The following is a 19,038-nucleotide window of genomic DNA, read 5'->3' on the forward strand; positions in this document are numbered from 1 at the left end:
GCGTCAGCCCAAACACTACAGACTTTCAGACCTCACTCACCGGCACCCGCACCATCAGACTGGTGCCCTCCCCCGGTTCACTCTCCAGTGTCAACCGCCCGCCCATGATCAGCACCCGCTCGCGCATGCCAACCAGTCCAAACGAAGTCGGCCGACCGGCAGCGGCGACAAATCCTACGCCATCATCACTGACAGTCAGACACAATTCGTCGCCTTCCAGCGCCAGCGTCAGTTCCACAGTATGCGCCTGAGCATGGCGCATCACATTGGTCAGCGCCTCCTGCAAAATCCGAAACAGCCCGATGGCCTTGGCATCACTGAGCGCCGGCAGATTGTCCGGCACCTGCACCAGACACGGAATCTGTGTCCGCGCCTCGAACCGCCGCGCCTGCCACTCGATTGCCGACGCAATCCCGGCATCGAGAATCGGCGGTCGCAGCGCCGTCGCCACATCGCGCACCAACTGAAACAACTGGGCGATCAAGCGCTTCATGCTGTTGAGGCGTTCGTTCAGCCCCGGATCGAGTTGCGCGTAGGCCAATTCGCACATCGAAGTTTCCAGTTTCAGCACCGTCAACATTTGCCCCAGCTCATCGTGAACCTCACGGGCAATTCGCGCCTTCTCTTCTTCGCGCACACTTTCAAGGTGTGCCGACAGTTCGCGCAGTTGCTCGCGCGATGCCGCCAGCTCCAGCTCGATACGCTTGCTTTCGGTGATGTCCCAGACGATGCCGTCCCACACGTAGGCGCCATCTTCCAGTTTCCGGGTGATCGCCTTGATCTCGGCCCAACGCTGCTCGCCCTGACGCGTGAGGATTCGGCCCTGCCATGACCAATCGCTGTCGGTGTCCAGCGCCTGATCCTGAGTGTGGTGATAACTGGCCTTGTCGTCGGGATGCACCAGGCTGCGCAGGCCCATGTCGCGATGAGCGATGACGGCCGGTGCGTAGCCGACCAGACTTTCGCTGCCTTCACTGATGTAGGCAAAGTCGATCTGCCCGGTCACCGGCGCGCGCTCCAGACGGAACACCAGTCCCGGTACGTTGGCGGCGATGCCCTGCAGACGCGCCTCGCTTTCCTGCAACGCCGCCACGGCGCGACGGCGTTCGGTGACGTCGGTGAGGTAAACCACCAGATACTCACTGTCACGAAAACGCAAGAAACTCAGCGAGACATCCGCCGGCAAAACACTGCCATCGGCACGCACGCAACTGGTCTCGAAACTCAACGGCCCTTCTTCACTGGCGCGCGCGCGCTTCCACAGGTTGAGCCAGCGATCCATGTGCAGGCCCGGCTCGAAGTCGATCAGCGGTCGCTCGATCAACCCGCCCGAGGGGTAACCGAGCATGACTTCGGCCGCACGGTTGGCGTAGCGCACATGGCTGTCCCAGTTGACCCAGAGGATGCCGACGGTGCTTTGATCGATGGAGAACTGCGTCAACCGCAGCGCTTCTTCGCTAGCCGCGCGCAAGGCGATGTCTTCCCGGGCGGCCAGCAGTCGCTGTTCGAGGCTGTGCTGTTGGCGGCGCTGCCAGAACACGATCGCGACACAACTGAGCAGCATCACCGCGAACAACAGACTAAGGTTCTGCCAGAACCCCGGCGACTCCGACAGTCGTGGATATTTCGGTTGCAGCCATTGATTGTGCAGTTGCTCGAGATCCTTGGCCGGGATCGCGCGCAGCGCACTTTGCACGATGCCGGCCAACTCTGGCCAATCGCGGCGCGAGCCGACTCGCAGCAGTTGCGGCAGGCCGATATCGCCGACCACCACCAGTTCGGCGAACTCCGGTTCTACCGACAAGCGTCCGAGCTGCGCCTCATCGACTACGGCGTAAGCGGCCTGCTGACTCAACAGCAACTGCAAGGCCTGACGTTCGAGCGGCACGCCTTGCAGGTTCAGATGCGGATAGTTGCCGCGCAGATAGTCGGCGGTGGTACTGGGCATGCGCACAGCAACACGGACCTGGCTATCGAGTTTCTCCAGATCGACCACGCCACTGGCCTTCTGATCGCTGACGACCAATTGCGGCACGCGCATGTACGGATCGGAAAACTGCCACAGACGCAACGCACTCGGGGTCTGGCTCAGGCCCGGAGCAATATCGACCTCGCCCTCGCGCACGGCGGTTTCCAGTTGCCCGAGGTCCTGAAAGTTGCGCCAGCTCAGCTCGACATTGAGCGTCTTGGCCAACAACTTCATCAGCTCGACGTTGGCCCCCGACAGCCGCTGCAAGCGCCGGTCGTATTGCGCATACGGGGCTTGCAACACCAGACCGACGCGCAATTCATTGTGTTGCGCCAGCCATTGCTGCTGGCTCGCCGACAACTGTGCAAGATGTGACGGCGGCGCAGGCGCCGCCCACCCCATCAAGGGAAAGCACAAACAGCCGATAACCCACAGGCAGCAAAATCGCTTCATTGAAGTCTCATACACTGACAAATTCTGACCAACCCATTAGGCTGCCGGGATACTTTCTGGCCTGGAATAACCGATGCCCTCTGTTTACCGCCTGGCAATGCCAGCATTGTGCCTGTCGCTGATCCTGCCTTGTGCGTTTTCCGTCAACGCCGCCGACCCCGCCCCTGCCGCGGAAAAACCGGCAGAAGAAAAACCCGCCGAACGCCAGCCACTGCTTGAGCGTAGTCAGGAAGAGGCCGCCGCACTGGAACGTAAAGTCCCGGCACAAGAACAGCAACAGTTGCAGGCCGGCAGCGACACCTTCCTCGCCCTGTGGAAACCGGCCAACACCGCCGAACCCAAAGGCGCGGTGATCATCATCCCCGGCGCCGGCGAAACCGCTGACTGGCCGCAGGCAATCGGCCCATTGCGACAAAAATTGCCTAACGCCGACTGGAGCAGCCTCAGCATCACGCTGCCAGATCTGCAAAGCGATGCGATTGCCCCCCGTGTAATTGAGCCAGCCGCAGCGCCGAAAGCACCGGAAAGCGGCAGCAAGGATGCCACCACTGCACAACCGATCGAACAGGCGGCGGGCGGTGAAGCCGAAGTGGCCGATCAGGTCGTTGCCGAGACCACCGAAGAACAAGGCAAGGCCGATGCCGAGCGTATCTTCGCGCGGATCGACGCGGCGATTGGCTACGCCGAACAGCAAAGTGCACGCAGCATTGTCGTACTCGGCCACGGCACCGGTGCCTATTGGGCCGCGCGCTATTTGACTGAAAAACAAACCGCGCAGATCGAAAAATTTGTCATGGTCGATGCGCAGGCACCGGCCAAAGCCAAACCGGCATTGGCGGAACTGACACCGACATTGAAATTGCCGACCGCGGATATTTTCTACATGGACAAGCCGCTTGATCGCAACGCGGCGCTGGAGCGCATGCAGGCGAGCAAGCGCTTGAAGACATCGGCGTTCAGCCAGGTCGCACTCAAGGCCTTGCCGGATAACAAGGCTGAACAGGAGCAATTGTTCCGCCGGGTGCGTGGCTGGTTGAATCCGCAGAACCCGGACTGATCGGTAAACCGCGTCGCCCCCTTCGCGAGCAGGCTCGCTCCCACATTGGATCTGCGTACACAATCCATTGTGGGAGCGAGCCTGCTCGCGAAGGGGCCATCACCGGCAACACAGCGCTAACGACTAGCGAAAATCCCGCCGCTCACGAATCAACGTGTAGGCATTGTGCAGCTCGCGGGTTTTATCGGTCGCCTCCCGCACCTGCGCTGGCGTCGCCCCCGTACCGGCAATCTTGTCCGGGTGATGACGACTGAGCAGGCGCCGATAAGCGCGCTTGATCTGCGCCGGCTCACTGGACGCCGACACGCCGAGCAAGCGCATCGCCTCTTGATAGCTTACCGCCGCGCTGACGATCGGCCGCTTGCCCGGCTCGTAATCGTTGGCCAAGGCCTGCACCTGATGCGCCGTCCAGCCCAGCCACTTGCCCCACTGCGCCAGCAACTCACGTTCACTGACGCCCGCGCGACCATCGGCCCAGACCATTCGCCAGCAGGCGCGCAATACGCCTTCGGCAGCATGCGGTTGCGTACTCAGACGCCGCAGATAACCGCGCAGACTGTCACTGCCGGACTTGCCGCGATTGAACGCGGCAATCGCCCGACGAGTTGCCGGCTCACTCATTTCCAGCGCACGCATCTCGTTGCGCGCCTGCTGGATGTGCCCGTCGGTGACCCGACCGTCGCTCTTGGCCAGACGGCCGAGCAGCACAAACAGCAACTCATCGTTGCGCAGCATCGGCCGGCCGCCGAGTTTTTCCCGCAAATGCCCCCAGCTCTGCAAGTGCAGACGCCGATCCAGCGCTTGCCCCAACAATGCCCCAAGCATGGCCCCCGGAATGCTGGCAATCGCAAAACCCGCTCCGGCTCCAATCAGAGTCCCTGGCCACAACATGTCAGCGACTCGCTTCTATCAAGGTTTCAGCTTCTGCCAGACGCTCGTGCGTACCAACATCGACCCAGTGACCTTTCAGACGCTCGCCCGTGACTTCGCCAGCCGCCATGGCGTTGCGCAACAGCGGTGCCAGTTTGAAAGCACCGTCGGCGCAGCCGTCGAACAACTGAGGATGCAGCACCGCGATGCCGCTGTAGGTCAGGGTTGCAGCGTCCGGCTGACCGTCGTGCACCTTGCCATCGACCAAAGTGAAATCTCCACTCGGGTGATGCGCCGGATTGTCCGCCAGCACCAGATGCGCCAGACCGGTGATCGGCTGGTGCAGGACGCTGAAGTCGTAATCGGTCCAGATATCACCGTTGACCACCAGAAACGCGTCATCGCCAAGCAACGGCAGCGCCCGGAAAATCCCGCCGCCGGTTTCCAGCGGTTCACCTTCCGGCGAGTACTGAATGCTCACGCCAAACTGCGAACCGTCGCCCAGATAATCTTCGATCTGCTGACCGAGCCAGGCGTGATTGATCACGATCTCGTTGAAGCCGGCCGCCGCGAGGGCACGCAGGTGGTATTCGATCAGAGGAACGCCGCCGGCACGCACCAGCGGTTTCGGCGTGGTCAGGGTCAGCGGGCGCATGCGCTCGCCTTTGCCTGCAGCCAGAATCATTGCCTTCATGCTGTTGCTCCACCCCGCAGGCTGGTGAGCAGCGTTTGCAGCTCCGCCAGTTCCGGACGACGCCCGATCACTGCCTCTATATAAGAGAAGAAGCGCGGTACGTCGGCCAGATAACGCGGCTTGCCATCGCGATGGCAGATGCGCGCAAAGATGCCAATGACTTTCAGGTGACGCTGCACGCCCATCAGATCGCTGGCGCGCAGGAAATCTTCGAAGTCCGGCTGCACCGGAATATTCAGCGCCGAGGCTTGTTGCCAATAACTTTCCAGCCAGCCACGCACGCGTTCTTCAGGCCAACTGAGGAAGGCGTCCTTGAACAGACAAGTCACGTCGTAGGTCACCGGGCCGTAAACCGCATCCTGAAAATCCAGCACGCCGGGATTCGGCTCGCTGAGCATCAGGTTGCGTGGCATGTAGTCGCGGTGAACCAGCACTTTCGGCTGGGCCAGGGCGCTGTCGATCAGCAGATCGCTGACGTGCTGCCACTGTTGTTGCTGAATTGAATCGAACTCGACGCCGAGTTCGCGCTTCACGTACCACTCGGGAAACAGTTCCAGCTCACGGCGCAGCAAAGCAACGTCGTAACTCGGCAGCGGCGCAACCATTGGCAACTGCTGAAAAGCCAGCAGCGCTTGCAGGGCATCGCTGAACAATGCGTCGGCATTTTCGCCATCGATCACGTCGAGATAGGTCTTGCTGCCCAGGTCATTGAGCAAAAGAAATCCGCGATCGAGGTCTTCGGCATAAATTTTCGGCACATTTATTCCGGATTTCGCCAGCAAAAAGGCGATATCCACGAACGGTTTGCAGTTTTCCTGGGGCGGCGGTGCGTCCATTACGACAAAGCTGCGACCCTCCCCTTCCCAGCGGAAGTAACGGCGAAAGCTCGCGTCGCTGCTGGCCGCGGTCAACGTGGCCGGGGGCACGGTGCCCCAGCCCTGATCTGCAAACAGGATTGCCAACTGCTCATCGAGCCAAACTTTCAGGTGTTGCAAGCGTACATCTTGATCAGGCATTGCAAGGGTCTCCGACGGCGCTAGCCGTCAAGCGGGTCATGCTTTATTATCCAGCATCTTTTTCAGACCATCGAGAGGCGTGCGGCCCACACCGCGGGCAGATGGCACGCAGGAAGCCCGGACTAATAAGATGGCATTGAAATCCCCCGCGTTTCGTAAAAAATTTCCGTTGTTGGTAACCGGCAGTCTGCTGGCTATGCAACCTCTGGCCAGTCAATTCGTTGTTGCCGCCGAGCAGTATGACTGCTCCGTCTCGGCTTCGGGTGGTTGGGCCTGTGCGCCCAAATCAACCGCTGCTGCGTTGCCGCCGCGTCCGGTGCATGACGGCAGTGCCGTCAGCGCTACCGGCGAAGCCGCGACCGAGAACGGTTCGGTTGCCGACACAGCCCCTAAAACGGCACTCGTCACCGAAGCCAAAGGCCGCGGTCTGAAATCCCGTAGCGAAGACTTCAGTCACCTCGACTGGGTTCCGCGCGAGAAACTCACCGCCGCCCAACTGGCCGAGACCGGGCCTTACTGCTCTGGTGCCTATATCGAACCGATTCGTCCTGGCATGAATGACAAGACGAACAAAAGCGATGCACCGACCTTTATCGGCGCAAAAGCCTCGCGCTATAACACCGATGATCAAGTCGGTACGCTGGCCGGCGATGTCGTCCTGCGTCAGGGCAGCATGCAGGTCGAATCCGACGAGGCCAGCCTGTATCAGGCCGAGAGCCGCGCCGAACTCAATGGCGATGTGCGCATCCGCGACAACGGCGCGCTGATCGTTGGCGACCATGCCGATGTGCAGCTCGACACCGGTGAAGCCAAAGTCGACAACGCCGAATACGTGATGCACAAATCGCGTATCCGCGGCAACGCGCTGTACGCCAAGCGTGCGGAAAACGCGATCATCCGCTTGAAGGACGGCACGTACACCACGTGCGAACCGAACAGCAATGCCTGGCAGCTCAAGGGCAACAACATCACCTTGAACCCGGCCACCGGTTTCGGTACCGCGACCAACGTGACGTTGCGCGTAAAAGACATTCCGATTCTTTACACGCCGTACATCTATTTCCCGATCGACGACCGTCGCCAGTCGGGCTTCCTGCCGCCGACCATTGGCAGCGGCACCGATACCGGCTTCATGCTGGTTACACCGTACTACTTCAACCTGGCGCCGAACTATGACGCCACGTTGTACCCGCGCTACATGAGCAAGCGCGGCATGCTGGTGGAAGGCGAATTCCGTTACCTGACCAAGTCGAGTGAAGGTCAGTTCGGTGCCGCCTACCTCAATGATGAAGACGATGATCGCAAGCGACAGTCCGACTACAACGAGACTCGCTACATGTACAACTGGCAGCACAAGGGCGGTCTCGACTCCCGTGTGTTCACTCAGGTTGACTACACCAAGATCAGCGATCCGTACTACTTCCAGGACCTGCAAACCGATCAGATTGGCGTGAAGTCCAGCGACTTCGTCAACCAACAGGGTCTGGTTTCCTACCGTGGTGATTCGTACACCGCCACGTTGAATGCCCAGCAATACCAGCTCGCAACCGTTTCGAACCTGACGCCGTACGGCCGTCTGCCGCAGATCACCTTCAACGGTCAGCTGCCGTACCACCCGGAAGGTCTGAATTTCGATTACGAGACCGAGCTTGTCCGTTTCGACCGTGACCTGAGAAGTGGCACCTTTGTACAGGAAGACGGCGTCACTACCGAGTCGCGTCTGGACAACAACATCACGGGTCTGGCACGTGCCAATGGCGACCGCTTGAATCTCAAGCCGGGTGTCAGCCTGCCAATGAACTGGACCTATGGCTTCTTGAAGCCATCGCTGAAATACCAGTACACCCAATATCAGCTGGATCTGGACAACACCGGCAAATCGCAGATTGATGCGATGACAGCTGAACAGAAAAAGCTCAACGGCGAATTCGACAGCAACCAGAACCGTGGTGTACCGATCGCCAGCATCGACGGCGGGCTGTATTTCGACCGCAATACCCAGTACTTCGGCAAAAACTATCGTCAGACTCTGGAACCACGCCTGTTCTACCTTTATGTACCCGAGGTCGACCAGGAAGACATTCCAGTATTCGACACCAGCGAATACACCTTCAACTACGCTTCGCTGTTCCGCGACAACCGTTTCTCTGGCTCCGACCGCGTCGGCGACGAGAACAAACTGTCGCTGGGCGTTACCAGCCGCTGGATCGAAGACAACGGTTTCGAACGTCAACGCATCAGTGTTGGTCAGGCGTTGTACTTCAAGGATCGCAAGGTTCAATTGCCTGGCATCGCATTCAACGATCGTGACGACGCGAAATCCAACGTCTCGCCATACGCTCTGGAATACGAATACCGCTGGAACCGCGATTGGCGCACCACGGCCGATTACAACTGGGATCCGGACAGCCGCAGCCCGCGCTCCGGCAGCGCGATGTTCCACTACCAGCCTGAAGACAACCCGAACAAGGTTATCAACGTCGGTTATCGCTATCGCAACGACCAGATCCGTTACGACCAGAACACCGGTAAATGGACAGTGGGTGGTGGCGACTACGGCACTCCTGGTCAGCCTGGCTACGTGAAGGACTACTACAAGATCCAGCAGCATGACTTCTCGGTCATCTGGCCGATCGTTCCGCAGTGGAACGCCATCAGCCGCTGGCAGTACGACTACAACCGCAACCGTACCCTGGAAGCCTTCGGTGGTTTCGAGTACGACAACTGCTGCTGGAAACTGCGCCTGATCAACCGTTACTGGGTTTCCTATGACGAGTTCAGCCAGGAAGCCCCGCAAAACGAAAAAGGCGACCATGGCATCTTCCTCCAAATTGTTCTGAAGGGACTCGGCGGCCTCACTGGCGCCAAGGTAGAGAGCTTCCTCGACAAAGGCATTCAAGGTTATCGTGAACGTGAAGACCAAGCTTTCTGATTGTCTGCGCCCGCTGATGCTGGGCGCGCTGTTCCTGGGTACTGCGGCTAACGCCGCAGTTCAATCCATCGACAAAGTGGTAGCGATCGTCGACAACGACGTGGTCATGCAGAGTCAACTGGACCAGCGCGTCCACGAAGTTCAGCAGACCATCGCCAAGCGTGGTGGCGGCCTGCCGCCTCCAGGCGTACTGGATCAACAGGTGCTCGAGCGTCTGATCGTCGAAAACCTGCAACTGCAGATTGGCGAGCGTTCCGGCATCCGCATCACCGATGAAGAATTGAACCAGGCAGTCGGCACCATTGCTCAGCGCAACAACATGACTGTTGATCAATTCCGTGCTGCTCTGGCTCGCGACGGTCTGTCCTACGACGACGCCCGTGACCAGATCAAACGCGAAATGGTCATCAGCCGCGTACGTCAGCGCCGCGTGGCAGAACGCATTCAGGTCTCCGAGCAGGAAGTGAAGAACTTCCTCGCCTCCGACCTGGGCAAGATGCAACTGTCCGAAGAACTGCACCTGGCCAACATCCTGATCCCGACGCCGGAAAGCGCCAACTCTGATGCGATTCAGAGCGCTGCCCGTCAGGCCATGGAGGTTTACCAGCAACTCAAGCAAGGCGCTGACTTCGGTCAGATGGCCGTGGCCAAATCCGGTAGCGACAACGCTCTGGAAGGCGGCGACATGGGCTGGCGTAAAGCCGCACAATTGCCACCGCCGTTTGACCGCGAGTTGAGCAGCATGGCCGTTGGCGACATCACTCAGCCTGCACGCACCCCGGGTGGTTTCATCATCCTCAAGCTACTGGCCAAGCGCGGCGGCGAAGCGCAGATGCGCGACGAAGTGCATGTACGCCACATTCTGGTCAAGCCAAGTCCGATCCGCGACGAAGCCAAAACCAAAGCCTTGGTGCAATCGTTGTATGACCGCATCCTGGCCGGTGAAGATTTCGCCGAACTGGCGAAAAACTACTCCGAAGACCCGGGGTCTGCCCTCAACGGCGGCGACCTGAACTGGATCGACCCGAACGCACTGGTGCCGGAATTCCGCGAAGTGATGGCCCAGACCCCACAAGGTCAGCTGTCCAAGCCATTCCAGACCCAATACGGCTGGCACGTTCTGGAAGTCCTTGGCCGTCGCGCCACCGACAGCACCGAACAGGCCCGCGAGCAGCAAGCCATGACCGTACTGCGTAACCGCAAATACGACGAAGAGCTGCAAACCTGGCTGCGTCAGATCCGTGACGAAGCTTACGTAGAGATCAAACTCCCTGGTGCAGACCAGGCAGCGCAGTGAAACCCAAGCGTTTCGCGCTGACACCCGGCGAACCAGCCGGCATCGGTCCCGACCTGTGCCTGCTGCTCGCCTCGCAAGCCCAGCCACATCCCCTGATTGCCATCACCAGCCGCGACCTGCTCAAAGAGCGGGCCGCGCAGCTGCGGCTGGCCGTCACTTTGCTGGATGTCGGCCCGAATCATTGGCCGGACGCTCCGGCACCCGCAGGCAGCCTGTATGTCTGGGATACACCGCTCAGCGCCCCCGTGGTGGCCGGGCAACTGGACAAGGCGAATGCCGCTTTCGTCCTCGAAACCCTGACCCGCGCCGGCAACGGCTGCATGAACGGCGATTTTGCCGGGATGATCACCGCGCCCGTCCACAAAGGCGTGATCAACGAGTCGGGTATCGCGTTTTCCGGGCACACAGAGTTTCTGGCTGACCTGACCCACACCGCGCAAGTGGTGATGATGCTTGCCACGCGCGGCCTGCGCGTCGCACTGGTCACCACTCACCTGCCCCTTCGCGAGATTGCCGACGCAATCACGCCGCAGCGGCTGGAGCGGGTCACGCGGATTCTGCACGCCGACCTGCAAGAAAAATTCGGCATCGCCCAGCCACGCATCCTGGTCTGCGGCCTCAACCCGCACGCCGGTGAAGGCGGCCATCTGGGCCATGAAGAAATCGACATCATTGAACCGACATTAGAGCGTCTGCGCGGCGAGGGCATGGACCTTCGTGGCCCGCTGCCTGCCGACACTCTGTTTACCCCCAAATATCTGGAGCACTGCGATGCAGTGCTGGCGATGTACCATGACCAGGGCTTGCCTGTGCTCAAGTACAAAGGCTTCGGCGCTGCCGTCAACGTGACCCTTGGTCTGCCGATCATCCGCACCTCGGTCGACCACGGCACCGCCCTGGATCTGGCCGGCAGCGGCAAGATCGACACCGGCAGCCTGCAAGTCGCCCTGGAAACCGCCTACCAGATGGCCGAGACCCGTTTATGACCGAGCAATACCAACACAAGGCGCGCAAACGCTTTGGCCAGAACTTCCTGCACGATGCCGGGGTTATCGACCGCATCCTGCGCTCCATCAGTGCCAAGTCTGAAGACCGTCTGCTGGAAATCGGCCCGGGCCAGGGCGCATTGACCGCTGGCCTGCTCAACTCCGGCGCGCAACTCGATGTAGTGGAACTGGACAAGGACCTGATTCCGATCCTCAACCAGCAGTTTGCCGGCAAGAGCAACTTCAATCTGCATCAGGGCGATGCACTGAAGTTCGACTTCAACACGCTCAACGCCGCGCCGAACAGCCTGCGTGTGGTCGGCAACCTGCCGTACAACATTTCCACGCCGCTGATTTTTCATCTGCTGAACAACGCCGGCATCATTCGCGACATGCATTTCATGCTGCAGAAAGAAGTGGTCGAGCGGCTGGCCGCAGGCCCGGGTGGCGGTGACTGGGGTCGTCTGTCGATCATGGTTCAGTACCACTGCCGTGTGGAACACCTGTTCAACGTCGGTCCGGGCGCGTTCAACCCGCCGCCGAAAGTCGATTCGGCGATCGTTCGCCTGGTGCCGCACGCCGTGCTTCCACACCCGGCCAAAGATCACAAGTTGCTCGAGCGCGTGGTGCGCGAAGCGTTCAACCAACGCCGCAAGACCCTGCGCAACACCCTCAAGCAACTGCTCAGCAATGCCGAGATCGAAGCCGCCGGTGTCGATGGCAGCCTGCGTCCGGAGCAACTGGATCTGGCCGCGTTCGTACGCTTGGCTGACCAGCTCGCCATACAAGTCCCGGCCTCCCCCGCCGCCGACTGACAAACGATGAACGCTATCGGGCAGGACGCCACTCTGGTTTACTGCCCGATACTTGCCTAGACTGATTCCCCATCAGCTACGCCCCGCGTTCCGCTTCGTTTAAGGCCTCTTGCATGTCCGATTCCCGTTACCAGGTCGATGTCAGCGTCGTTACACACTATCTGGCAGACCAATCGCAACCCGAGCACGACCGCTTTGCCTTCGCCTACACCATCACCGTGCAGAACAATGGCGCGATCCCGGCCAAGCTGCTGTCGCGGCACTGGGTCATCACCGACGGTGACGGCCATGTCGAAGAAGTCCGCGGCGCTGGCGTGGTGGGTCAGCAACCGCTGATCAATGCCGGACAGAGCCACACCTACAGCAGCGGCACGGTCATGACCACCAAGGTCGGCACCATGCAGGGCACGTACGAAATGGTCGCCGACGACGGCAAACATTTCGATGCCATCATCAAGCCATTCCGCCTCGCCGTCCCCGGAGCCTTGCACTGATGGCGACGTATGCCGTCGGCGACCTGCAAGGCTGCCTCGAACCGCTGAAATGCCTGCTCAAGCAAGTCGCGTTCGACCCGGCACTCGATCGGCTCTGGCTGGTCGGCGATCTGGTCAACCGTGGCCCGCAATCACTGGAAACCCTGCGTTTTCTGTATGGCATGCGTGAATCGCTGGTCTGCGTACTCGGCAACCACGACCTGCATCTGCTGGCCGCGGCCAGAAATATCGAGCGCTTGAAGAAGTCCGACACGCTGCGCGAGATTCTCGAAGCGCCGGACTGCGCTGAATTGCTTGAATGGGTGCGACAGCAAAAGCTCATGCACTACGACGAGCAGCGTAATGTCGCCATGGTCCACGCCGGCATTCCGCCGCAATGGTCGCTGAGCCGCGCGCTGAAGTGCGCCGGCGAAGTCGAAACCGCCCTGCGTGACGACAACCTGTTCCCCGCCTACCTCGACGGCATGTACGGTAACGACCCGGCGAAATGGGACAACGACCTCAAAGGCGTCACGCGCCTGCGCGTCATCACCAACTACTTCACGCGCATGCGCTTCTGCACCGCCGAAGGCAAGCTCGACCTCAAGAGCAAGGAAGGCCTCGACACCGCTCCACCCGGTTACAAACCTTGGTTCCAGCACAGAGAGCGCAAGACCAAAGGCCTGCGCATCATCTTCGGCCACTGGGCGGCACTCGAAGGCAATATCCATGAGCCAGGCATCTCGGCGCTGGACACCGGTTGTGTCTGGGGCGGCAGTCTGACCCTGATGAACGTCGACAGCGGCGAACGCCTGTCATGCAAATGCGATGAACACGGCGGCCTCGCCCCGACCGTCGCACCACTTATCCCCGAAACTTCGCCAGTCAGCGCGCCGCGTTAGACTGCGCTTTCAGCCGAGCAACAGGAACCCGCCATGAGCGAACTCAAACGAATCCCCCCGGAACAGGCCCAGGCCCTGCGTGAGCAAGGTGCTGTCGTCGTCGACGTGCGCGACCCGGCGACTTTTGCCGCGCTGCACATCAGCGGCTCGAAGCATCTGGACAACCATTCGCTGCACGCCTTCATCCAGGGCGCCGACCTGGATGCGCCGACTGTGGTCGTCTGCTATCACGGCAATTCCAGCCAGGGCGCTGCGGCGTACCTGATCAGCCAAGGCTTTTCTGACGTCTACAGCATGGATGGCGGCTTTGAGCTGTGGCGTACGACTTATCCTGCAGAAACCGCGCAAGGCACTACCGAATAATTTTTTTGTCACGCGCAGGCCCCGGCTCCCGTGGGCCTGCGCGGGCAGACGAACGGTCTTGCCACAACTAATTACGTATCTCGCCTTTACCTCCCGAATTCCCAACTATCCTTAAGCCCAGGCCATCCAAAACAGGGGAGAGCCGGTACACCGGCGCACGGGTCATCGGGAGTGACTTTCACGATTGTCGATCGTGAAAGTGTTCTGGGGGGTAAACAAACAGCTGCCAAAACGGTTGTTTGCCAGCATCGACTGAGTGATCCGGCGTCGGCTCCACGTATCGAGCGAGGTGACGTCATGAGTATCTTTAGCCACTTCCAACAACGCTTCGAGTCCACACGCCAGGAAGAACTCTCGCTGCAAGAGTACCTGGAGCTGTGCAAAAAAGACCGTAGCGCCTACGTTTCCGCCGCCGAGCGTCTATTGCTGGCCATCGGTGAGCCGGAACTGCTCGACACCTCGACCAACTCGAGGCTGTCACGCATCTTCTCCAACAAGGTGATCCGTCGCTATCCGGCCTTTGAAGACTTCCACGGGATGGAAGAATGCATCGACCAGATCGTCTCGTATTTCCGCCACGCCGCCCAAGGCCTGGAAGAGAAGAAACAGATTCTCTATCTGCTCGGCCCCGTCGGCGGCGGTAAATCGTCGCTGGCCGAGAAGCTGAAACAGTTGATCGAAAAAGTGCCCTTCTACGCAATCAAGGGCTCACCCGTATTCGAATCGCCGCTGGGTCTGTTCAACGCCACCGAAGATGGCGCGATCCTCGAAGAAGACTTCGGCATCCCTCGGCGCTACCTGAACACCATCATGTCGCCATGGGCGACCAAACGCCTGGCCGAATTTGGCGGTGACATCAGCCAGTTCCGCGTGGTCAAACTGTATCCGTCGATCCTCAATCAGATCGCCGTGGCCAAGACCGAACCGGGTGACGAGAACAACCAGGACATCTCGGCGCTGGTCGGTAAGGTCGACATCCGCAAACTCGAGGAATACCCACAGAACGACGCCGACGCCTACAGCTATTCCGGTGCGCTGTGCCGGGCCAACCAGGGCCTGATGGAATTCGTCGAAATGTTCAAGGCACCGATCAAGGTGCTGCACCCATTGCTGACCGCGACTCAGGAAGGCAACTACAACAGTACCGAAGGCCTCGGCGCGATTCCGTTCACCGGGATCCTGCTCGCTCACTCCAACGAATCGGAATGGCACACCTTCCGCAACAACAAGAACAACGAAGCGTTCATCGACCGGATCTACATCGTCAAAGTGCCGTACTGCCTACGCGTCAGTGACGAGGTGAAGATCTACGACAAACTGCTGTTCAACAGCTCCCTGGCCAAAGCGCATTGCGCGCCAGACACCTTGAAGATGCTCGCCCAGTTCACCGTGCTTTCGCGCCTCAAGGAGCCGGAAAACTCCAACATCTATTCGAAGATGCGTGTCTACGACGGCGAAAACCTCAAGGACACCGATCCGAAGGCCAAGTCGATTCAGGAATACCGCGACTCGGCAGGTGTCGATGAAGGCATGAATGGTCTGTCGACCCGCTTCGCCTTCAAGATCCTGTCCAAGGTGTTCAACTTCGATCCGCACGAAATCGCCGCCAACCCGGTGCACTTGCTCTATGTGCTGGAACAGCAGATCGAACAGGAACAGTTCCAGGCCGAAACCCGCGAGCGCTATCTGCGCTATCTCAAGGAATACCTGGCACCGCGTTATATCGAATTCATCGGCAAGGAGATCCAGACCGCCTACCTCGAGTCTTACAGCGAGTACGGCCAGAACATCTTCGACCGCTACGTGCTGTACGCGGACTTCTGGATTCAGGATCAGGAATACCGCGATCCGGAAACCGGCGAGATCCTCAACCGTGTCGCGCTGAACGAAGAACTGGAGAAAATCGAGAAGCCGGCCGGCATCAGCAATCCGAAGGATTTCCGCAACGAGATCGTCAACTTCGTATTGCGCGCCCGCGCCAACAACAACGGCAAGAACCCGACCTGGCTCAGCTACGAAAAACTGCGGGTGGTCATCGAGAAGAAAATGTTCTCCAACACCGAAGACCTGCTGCCCGTCATCAGCTTCAACGCCAAGGCCAGCAAGGAGGATCAGCAAAAGCACAACGACTTCGTGACTCGAATGGTCGAACGCGGCTACACCGACAAACAGGTACGGCTTCTTTCCGAATGGTACCTACGGGTACGGAAGTCGCAGTGAAGCAGCTGCAAGCTTCTAGCTACAAGCTGCAAGAACAAAGCGCGTAACCCAGAGATGCCCGGGAACCTGCTTTTACTTGCAGCTTGAAGCTCACAACTTGAAGCTGCCCGGAGGGCTTCCTATGAGTTATGTGATCGACCGACGTCTCAATGGCAAGAACAAGAGCACGGTAAACCGCCAGCGTTTCCTGCGGCGCTACCGTGACCACATCAAGAAGGCTGTCGAAGAGGCGGTCAGCCGGCGCTCCATTACCGATATGGAGCACGGTGAACAGATCAGTATTCCCGGTCGCGACATCGACGAACCGGTGCTTCACCACGGCCGCGGCGGCAAGCAGACCGTGGTTCATCCCGGCAACAAGGAATTTACTGCCGGCGAACATATCGCACGGCCACCTGGAGGTGGCGGCGGACGCGGTCCGGGCAAGGCTGGCAACTCCGGCGAAGGCATGGACGAGTTCGTCTTCCAGATCACTCAGGAAGAGTTCCTCGAATTCATGTTCGAAGACCTCGAACTGCCGAACCTGGTCAAGCGTAACCTGAGCGGCACCGACACCTTCAAAACCGTACGCGCAGGGATCAGCAACGAAGGCAACCCGTCACGGATCAACATCATCCGCACCCTGCGCTCGGCGCACGCACGGCGTATCGCCCTGTCCGGCAGCAGCCGCGCGAAACTGCGCGAAGTCAAAGAGGAACTTGAGCGACTGAGACGCGAAGAGCCAGACAACTTCGGCGATATTCAGGAACTCGAAGCGGAAATCGAAAAACTCAGTGCGCGCATCCACCGCGTGCCGTTCCTCGATACGTTCGACCTGAAATACAACTTGCTGATCAAACAGCCGAACCCGAGCTCGAAAGCCGTCATGTTCTGCCTGATGGATGTTTCCGGCTCCATGACCCAGGCGACCAAGGACATCGCCAAACGCTTTTTCATCCTGTTGTACCTGTTCCTGAAACGGAACTACGACAAGATCGACGTGGTGTTCATCCGCCACCACACCAGTGCCCGGGAAGTCGACGAAGAAGAGTTTTTCTATTCGCGGGAAACCGGCGGCACCATTGTTTCCAGCGCCCTGAAACTGATGCAGGAGATCATGGCCGAGCGTTACCCGAGCAACGAGTGGAACATCTACGCGGCGCAGGCTTCCGACGGCGACAACTGGAACGATGACTCGCCGATCTGCCGTGACATTCTGATCAACCAGATCATGCCGTTTGTGCAGTACTACACTTACGTGGAGATCACCCCGCGCGAACATCAGGCCCTGTGGTACGAGTATGAACGCATCGCCGAAGCCTTCTCTGACACTTTTGCCCAGCAGCAACTGGTCTCGGCCGGGGATATCTATCCGGTCTTCCGTGAACTCTTCCAGCGCAGGTTAGTGACATGACCGCCAAAGAGCAGAAGCGCCAACCCATTTCCACCGGCTCCGAATGGACGTTCGAGCTGATCCAGACCTACGACCGCGAAATCGCCCGGATCGCGGCCCGCTATGCCCTGGATACCTATCCCAACCAGATCGAAGTGATCACCGCCGAGCAGATGATGGACGCCTATGCCTCGGTCGGCATGCCGCTGGGTTACCACCATTGGTCCTACGGCAAACACTTCCTCAGCACCGAAAAATCCTACAGCCGTGGACAGATGGGCCTGGCCTACGAAATCGTGATCAACTCCGATCCGTGCATTGCTTACCTGATGGAAGAAAACACCATCTGCATGCAGGCGCTGGTCGTGGCGCACGCGTGCTACGGCCACAACAGCTTCTTCAAGGGAAATTACCTGTTTCGTACCTGGACCGATGCCAGCTCAATCATCGATTACCTGGTTTTCGCCAAGCAGTACATCATGCAGTGCGAAGAACGCCACGGTATCGATGCGGTGGAAGACCTGCTCGACTCCTGCCATGCACTGATGAACTACGGCGTCGACCGTTACAAACGGCCGTACCCGATTTCCGCAGAAGAGGAGCGGCGCCGGCAGAAAGATCGCGAAGAGCACCTGCAGAAGCAGATCAATGATCTATGGCGCACCATCCCCAAAGGCGCGGACAAGTACAGCGACAGGGACAACGCACGCTTCCCGGCCGAGCCGCAGGAAAACATCCTGTACTTCATCGAGAAACACGCGCCGTTGCTTGAGCCATGGCAGCGCGAGATCGTGCGGATCGTGCGCAAGATCGCCCAATATTTTTATCCACAGCGCCAGACCCAGGTGATGAACGAAGGCTGGGCGACGTTCTGGCACTACACGCTGATGAATGACCTGTACGACGAAGGTCTGGTCACCGACGGTTTCATGATGGAGTTCCTGACGTCGCACACCAGCGTGGTGTTCCAGCCGGGTTTCGACAGCCCTTACTACAGCGGCATCAACCCTTATGCACTAGGCTTCGCCATGTACCGCGACATTCGGCGCATGTGTGAAGAACCTACCGAAGAAGATCGTCACTGGTTCCCGGAAATTGCCGGGAGCGACTGGCTGTCGACCATCAAATTCGCCATGAGCAGCTTCAAGGATGAGAGTTTCATCCTGCAGTATCTGTCGCCGAAGGTGATCCGTGACCTGAAACTGTTCAGCATCATGGATGACGATCAGAAGGACGACTTGCTGGTGCCTGCGATTCATGACGAACCCGGCTACCGGATCATTCGCGAAACCCTGGCCGCGCAGTACAACCTCGGCAATCGTGAACCGAACGTGCAGATCTACAGCATTGATCGGCGCGGGGACCGTTCACTGACCTTGCGTCACCAACAGCACGATCGCAAACCGCTGGGAGACTCCACTGACGAGGTGCTTAAACATCTGCATCGCTTGTGGGGCTTCGATATCCATCTGGAAACCCTGCAAGGCGACCAGATCATGAAAACCCATCACGTTCCGCCACGCAGTGAACACAGCGAAGGGGATTACGGCCGGCTCGACCTCGCCGTCATTCATCTTTGAAACGGTTCTGGCCTCCGAAAGTCCGACACAAGAGTTATC

General features: G+C 59.3%; 15 protein-coding genes. 11 read left to right on the forward strand and 4 right to left on the reverse strand.

Annotated features, from left to right (window positions below; genetic code table 11):
* Nucleotides 1-25: 25 nt before the first annotated feature.
* Nucleotides 26-2,422 carry a PAS domain-containing sensor histidine kinase gene (locus CCX46_RS27650; protein ID WP_127929990.1) on the reverse strand — a complete coding sequence of 799 codons (2,397 nt, stop codon included), beginning with the start codon at nucleotides 2,420-2,422 and terminating at the stop codon, nucleotides 26-28.
* 73 nt (nucleotides 2,423-2,495) lie between these two features.
* Here CCX46_RS27650 and CCX46_RS27655 point away from each other — a divergent pair, with 73 nt between their 5' ends.
* The gene (locus CCX46_RS27655; RefSeq protein ID WP_127929991.1) at nucleotides 2,496-3,479 is read left to right on the forward strand and encodes an alpha/beta hydrolase family protein; all 984 of its coding nucleotides are present in this window, start codon (nucleotides 2,496-2,498) and stop codon (nucleotides 3,477-3,479) included.
* A 123-nt stretch (nucleotides 3,480-3,602) separates the two neighbouring features.
* On the opposite strand, the gene CCX46_RS27660 is transcribed toward CCX46_RS27655, so the two are convergent.
* The 3 genes from CCX46_RS27660 to CCX46_RS27670 are packed head-to-tail and all read right to left on the reverse strand — an operon-like array spanning nucleotide 3,603 to nucleotide 6,059.
* Complete coding sequence (locus CCX46_RS27660) at nucleotides 3,603-4,370, reverse strand: TerB family tellurite resistance protein (protein ID WP_127929992.1); 768 nt, start codon at nucleotides 4,368-4,370, stop codon at nucleotides 3,603-3,605.
* A 1-nt stretch (nucleotide 4,371) separates the two neighbouring features.
* Nucleotides 4,372-5,043, reverse strand: a complete 672-nt coding sequence (gene murU, locus CCX46_RS27665) for an N-acetylmuramate alpha-1-phosphate uridylyltransferase MurU (protein WP_127929993.1) — start codon at nucleotides 5,041-5,043, stop codon at nucleotides 4,372-4,374.
* Nucleotides 5,040-6,059, reverse strand: coding sequence for an aminoglycoside phosphotransferase family protein (locus CCX46_RS27670; protein ID WP_127929994.1), 1,020 nt, complete (start codon nucleotides 6,057-6,059; stop codon nucleotides 5,040-5,042). The genes murU and CCX46_RS27670 overlap by 4 nt, the downstream gene beginning before the upstream one ends.
* Before the next feature lie 130 nt (nucleotides 6,060-6,189).
* Between CCX46_RS27670 and CCX46_RS27675 the strand changes: the two genes are divergently transcribed.
* From CCX46_RS27675 to CCX46_RS27720, 10 genes are all read left to right on the forward strand, one after another.
* Nucleotides 6,190-8,991: an LPS-assembly protein LptD gene (locus tag CCX46_RS27675; protein WP_127929995.1), complete on the forward strand. Its 2,802-nt coding sequence runs from the start codon at nucleotides 6,190-6,192 to the stop codon at nucleotides 8,989-8,991.
* Complete coding sequence (gene surA / locus CCX46_RS27680) at nucleotides 8,966-10,288, forward strand: peptidylprolyl isomerase SurA (RefSeq protein WP_177413886.1); 1,323 nt, start codon at nucleotides 8,966-8,968, stop codon at nucleotides 10,286-10,288. The genes CCX46_RS27675 and surA overlap by 26 nt, the downstream gene beginning before the upstream one ends.
* A complete protein-coding gene (gene pdxA / locus CCX46_RS27685; RefSeq protein WP_127929996.1) occupies nucleotides 10,285-11,274 on the forward strand; it encodes a 4-hydroxythreonine-4-phosphate dehydrogenase PdxA in 990 nt (329 codons plus the stop codon). The genes surA and pdxA overlap by 4 nt, the downstream gene beginning before the upstream one ends.
* A complete protein-coding gene (gene rsmA, locus CCX46_RS27690; protein WP_102900136.1) occupies nucleotides 11,271-12,089 on the forward strand; it encodes a 16S rRNA (adenine(1518)-N(6)/adenine(1519)-N(6))-dimethyltransferase RsmA in 819 nt (272 codons plus the stop codon). The genes pdxA and rsmA overlap by 4 nt, the downstream gene beginning before the upstream one ends.
* Nucleotides 12,090-12,202: 113 nt before the next feature.
* Nucleotides 12,203-12,583, forward strand: a complete 381-nt coding sequence (gene apaG, locus CCX46_RS27695) for a Co2+/Mg2+ efflux protein ApaG (protein WP_127929997.1) — start codon at nucleotides 12,203-12,205, stop codon at nucleotides 12,581-12,583.
* Nucleotides 12,583-13,464 carry a symmetrical bis(5'-nucleosyl)-tetraphosphatase gene (locus tag CCX46_RS27700; protein ID WP_127929998.1) on the forward strand — a complete coding sequence of 294 codons (882 nt, stop codon included), beginning with the start codon at nucleotides 12,583-12,585 and terminating at the stop codon, nucleotides 13,462-13,464. Before apaG ends, CCX46_RS27700 begins: the two co-directional genes overlap by 1 nt.
* 33 nt (nucleotides 13,465-13,497) lie before the next feature.
* Nucleotides 13,498-13,827, forward strand: a complete 330-nt coding sequence (glpE, locus tag CCX46_RS27705; protein ID WP_127929999.1) for a thiosulfate sulfurtransferase GlpE — start codon at nucleotides 13,498-13,500, stop codon at nucleotides 13,825-13,827.
* 297 nt (nucleotides 13,828-14,124) lie between these two features.
* Nucleotides 14,125-16,047, forward strand: a complete 1,923-nt coding sequence (locus CCX46_RS27710) for a PrkA family serine protein kinase (protein ID WP_007910115.1) — start codon at nucleotides 14,125-14,127, stop codon at nucleotides 16,045-16,047.
* A gap of 121 nt (nucleotides 16,048-16,168) precedes the next feature.
* Nucleotides 16,169-17,440, forward strand: coding sequence for a YeaH/YhbH family protein (locus CCX46_RS27715; RefSeq protein WP_007910114.1), 1,272 nt, complete (start codon nucleotides 16,169-16,171; stop codon nucleotides 17,438-17,440).
* The gene (locus CCX46_RS27720; RefSeq protein WP_127930000.1) at nucleotides 17,437-18,999 is read left to right on the forward strand and encodes a SpoVR family protein; all 1,563 of its coding nucleotides are present in this window, start codon (nucleotides 17,437-17,439) and stop codon (nucleotides 18,997-18,999) included. Before CCX46_RS27715 ends, CCX46_RS27720 begins: the two co-directional genes overlap by 4 nt.
* The last annotated feature ends 39 nt before the right edge of the window (nucleotides 19,000-19,038 follow it).

It is taken from the genome of Pseudomonas sp. RU47 (genome assembly GCF_004011755.1).
In the GTDB taxonomy this organism is placed as follows: Bacteria; Pseudomonadota; Gammaproteobacteria; order Pseudomonadales; family Pseudomonadaceae; genus Aquipseudomonas.

What these genes read in the sequence shown, in the direction of transcription:
- CCX46_RS27650 (WP_127929990.1), bottom strand. Translation starts at nt 2,422, where the DNA reads ATGAAGCGATTTTGCTGCCTGTGGGTTATCGGCTGTTTGTGCTTTCCC.
- CCX46_RS27655 (WP_127929991.1), top strand. Translation starts at nt 2,496, where the DNA reads ATGCCCTCTGTTTACCGCCTGGCAATGCCAGCATTGTGCCTGTCGCTG.
- CCX46_RS27660 (WP_127929992.1), bottom strand. Translation starts at nt 4,370, where the DNA reads ATGTTGTGGCCAGGGACTCTGATTGGAGCCGGAGCGGGTTTTGCGATT.
- murU (WP_127929993.1), bottom strand. Translation starts at nt 5,043, where the DNA reads ATGAAGGCAATGATTCTGGCTGCAGGCAAAGGCGAGCGCATGCGCCCG.
- CCX46_RS27670 (WP_127929994.1), bottom strand. Translation starts at nt 6,059, where the DNA reads ATGCCTGATCAAGATGTACGCTTGCAACACCTGAAAGTTTGGCTCGAT.
- CCX46_RS27675 (WP_127929995.1), top strand. Translation starts at nt 6,190, where the DNA reads ATGGCATTGAAATCCCCCGCGTTTCGTAAAAAATTTCCGTTGTTGGTA.
- rsmA (WP_102900136.1), top strand. Translation starts at nt 11,271, where the DNA reads ATGACCGAGCAATACCAACACAAGGCGCGCAAACGCTTTGGCCAGAAC.
- apaG (WP_127929997.1), top strand. Translation starts at nt 12,203, where the DNA reads ATGTCCGATTCCCGTTACCAGGTCGATGTCAGCGTCGTTACACACTAT.
- CCX46_RS27700 (WP_127929998.1), top strand. Translation starts at nt 12,583, where the DNA reads ATGGCGACGTATGCCGTCGGCGACCTGCAAGGCTGCCTCGAACCGCTG.
- glpE (WP_127929999.1), top strand. Translation starts at nt 13,498, where the DNA reads ATGAGCGAACTCAAACGAATCCCCCCGGAACAGGCCCAGGCCCTGCGT.
- CCX46_RS27710 (WP_007910115.1), top strand. Translation starts at nt 14,125, where the DNA reads ATGAGTATCTTTAGCCACTTCCAACAACGCTTCGAGTCCACACGCCAG.
- CCX46_RS27715 (WP_007910114.1), top strand. Translation starts at nt 16,169, where the DNA reads ATGAGTTATGTGATCGACCGACGTCTCAATGGCAAGAACAAGAGCACG.
- CCX46_RS27720 (WP_127930000.1), top strand. Translation starts at nt 17,437, where the DNA reads ATGACCGCCAAAGAGCAGAAGCGCCAACCCATTTCCACCGGCTCCGAA.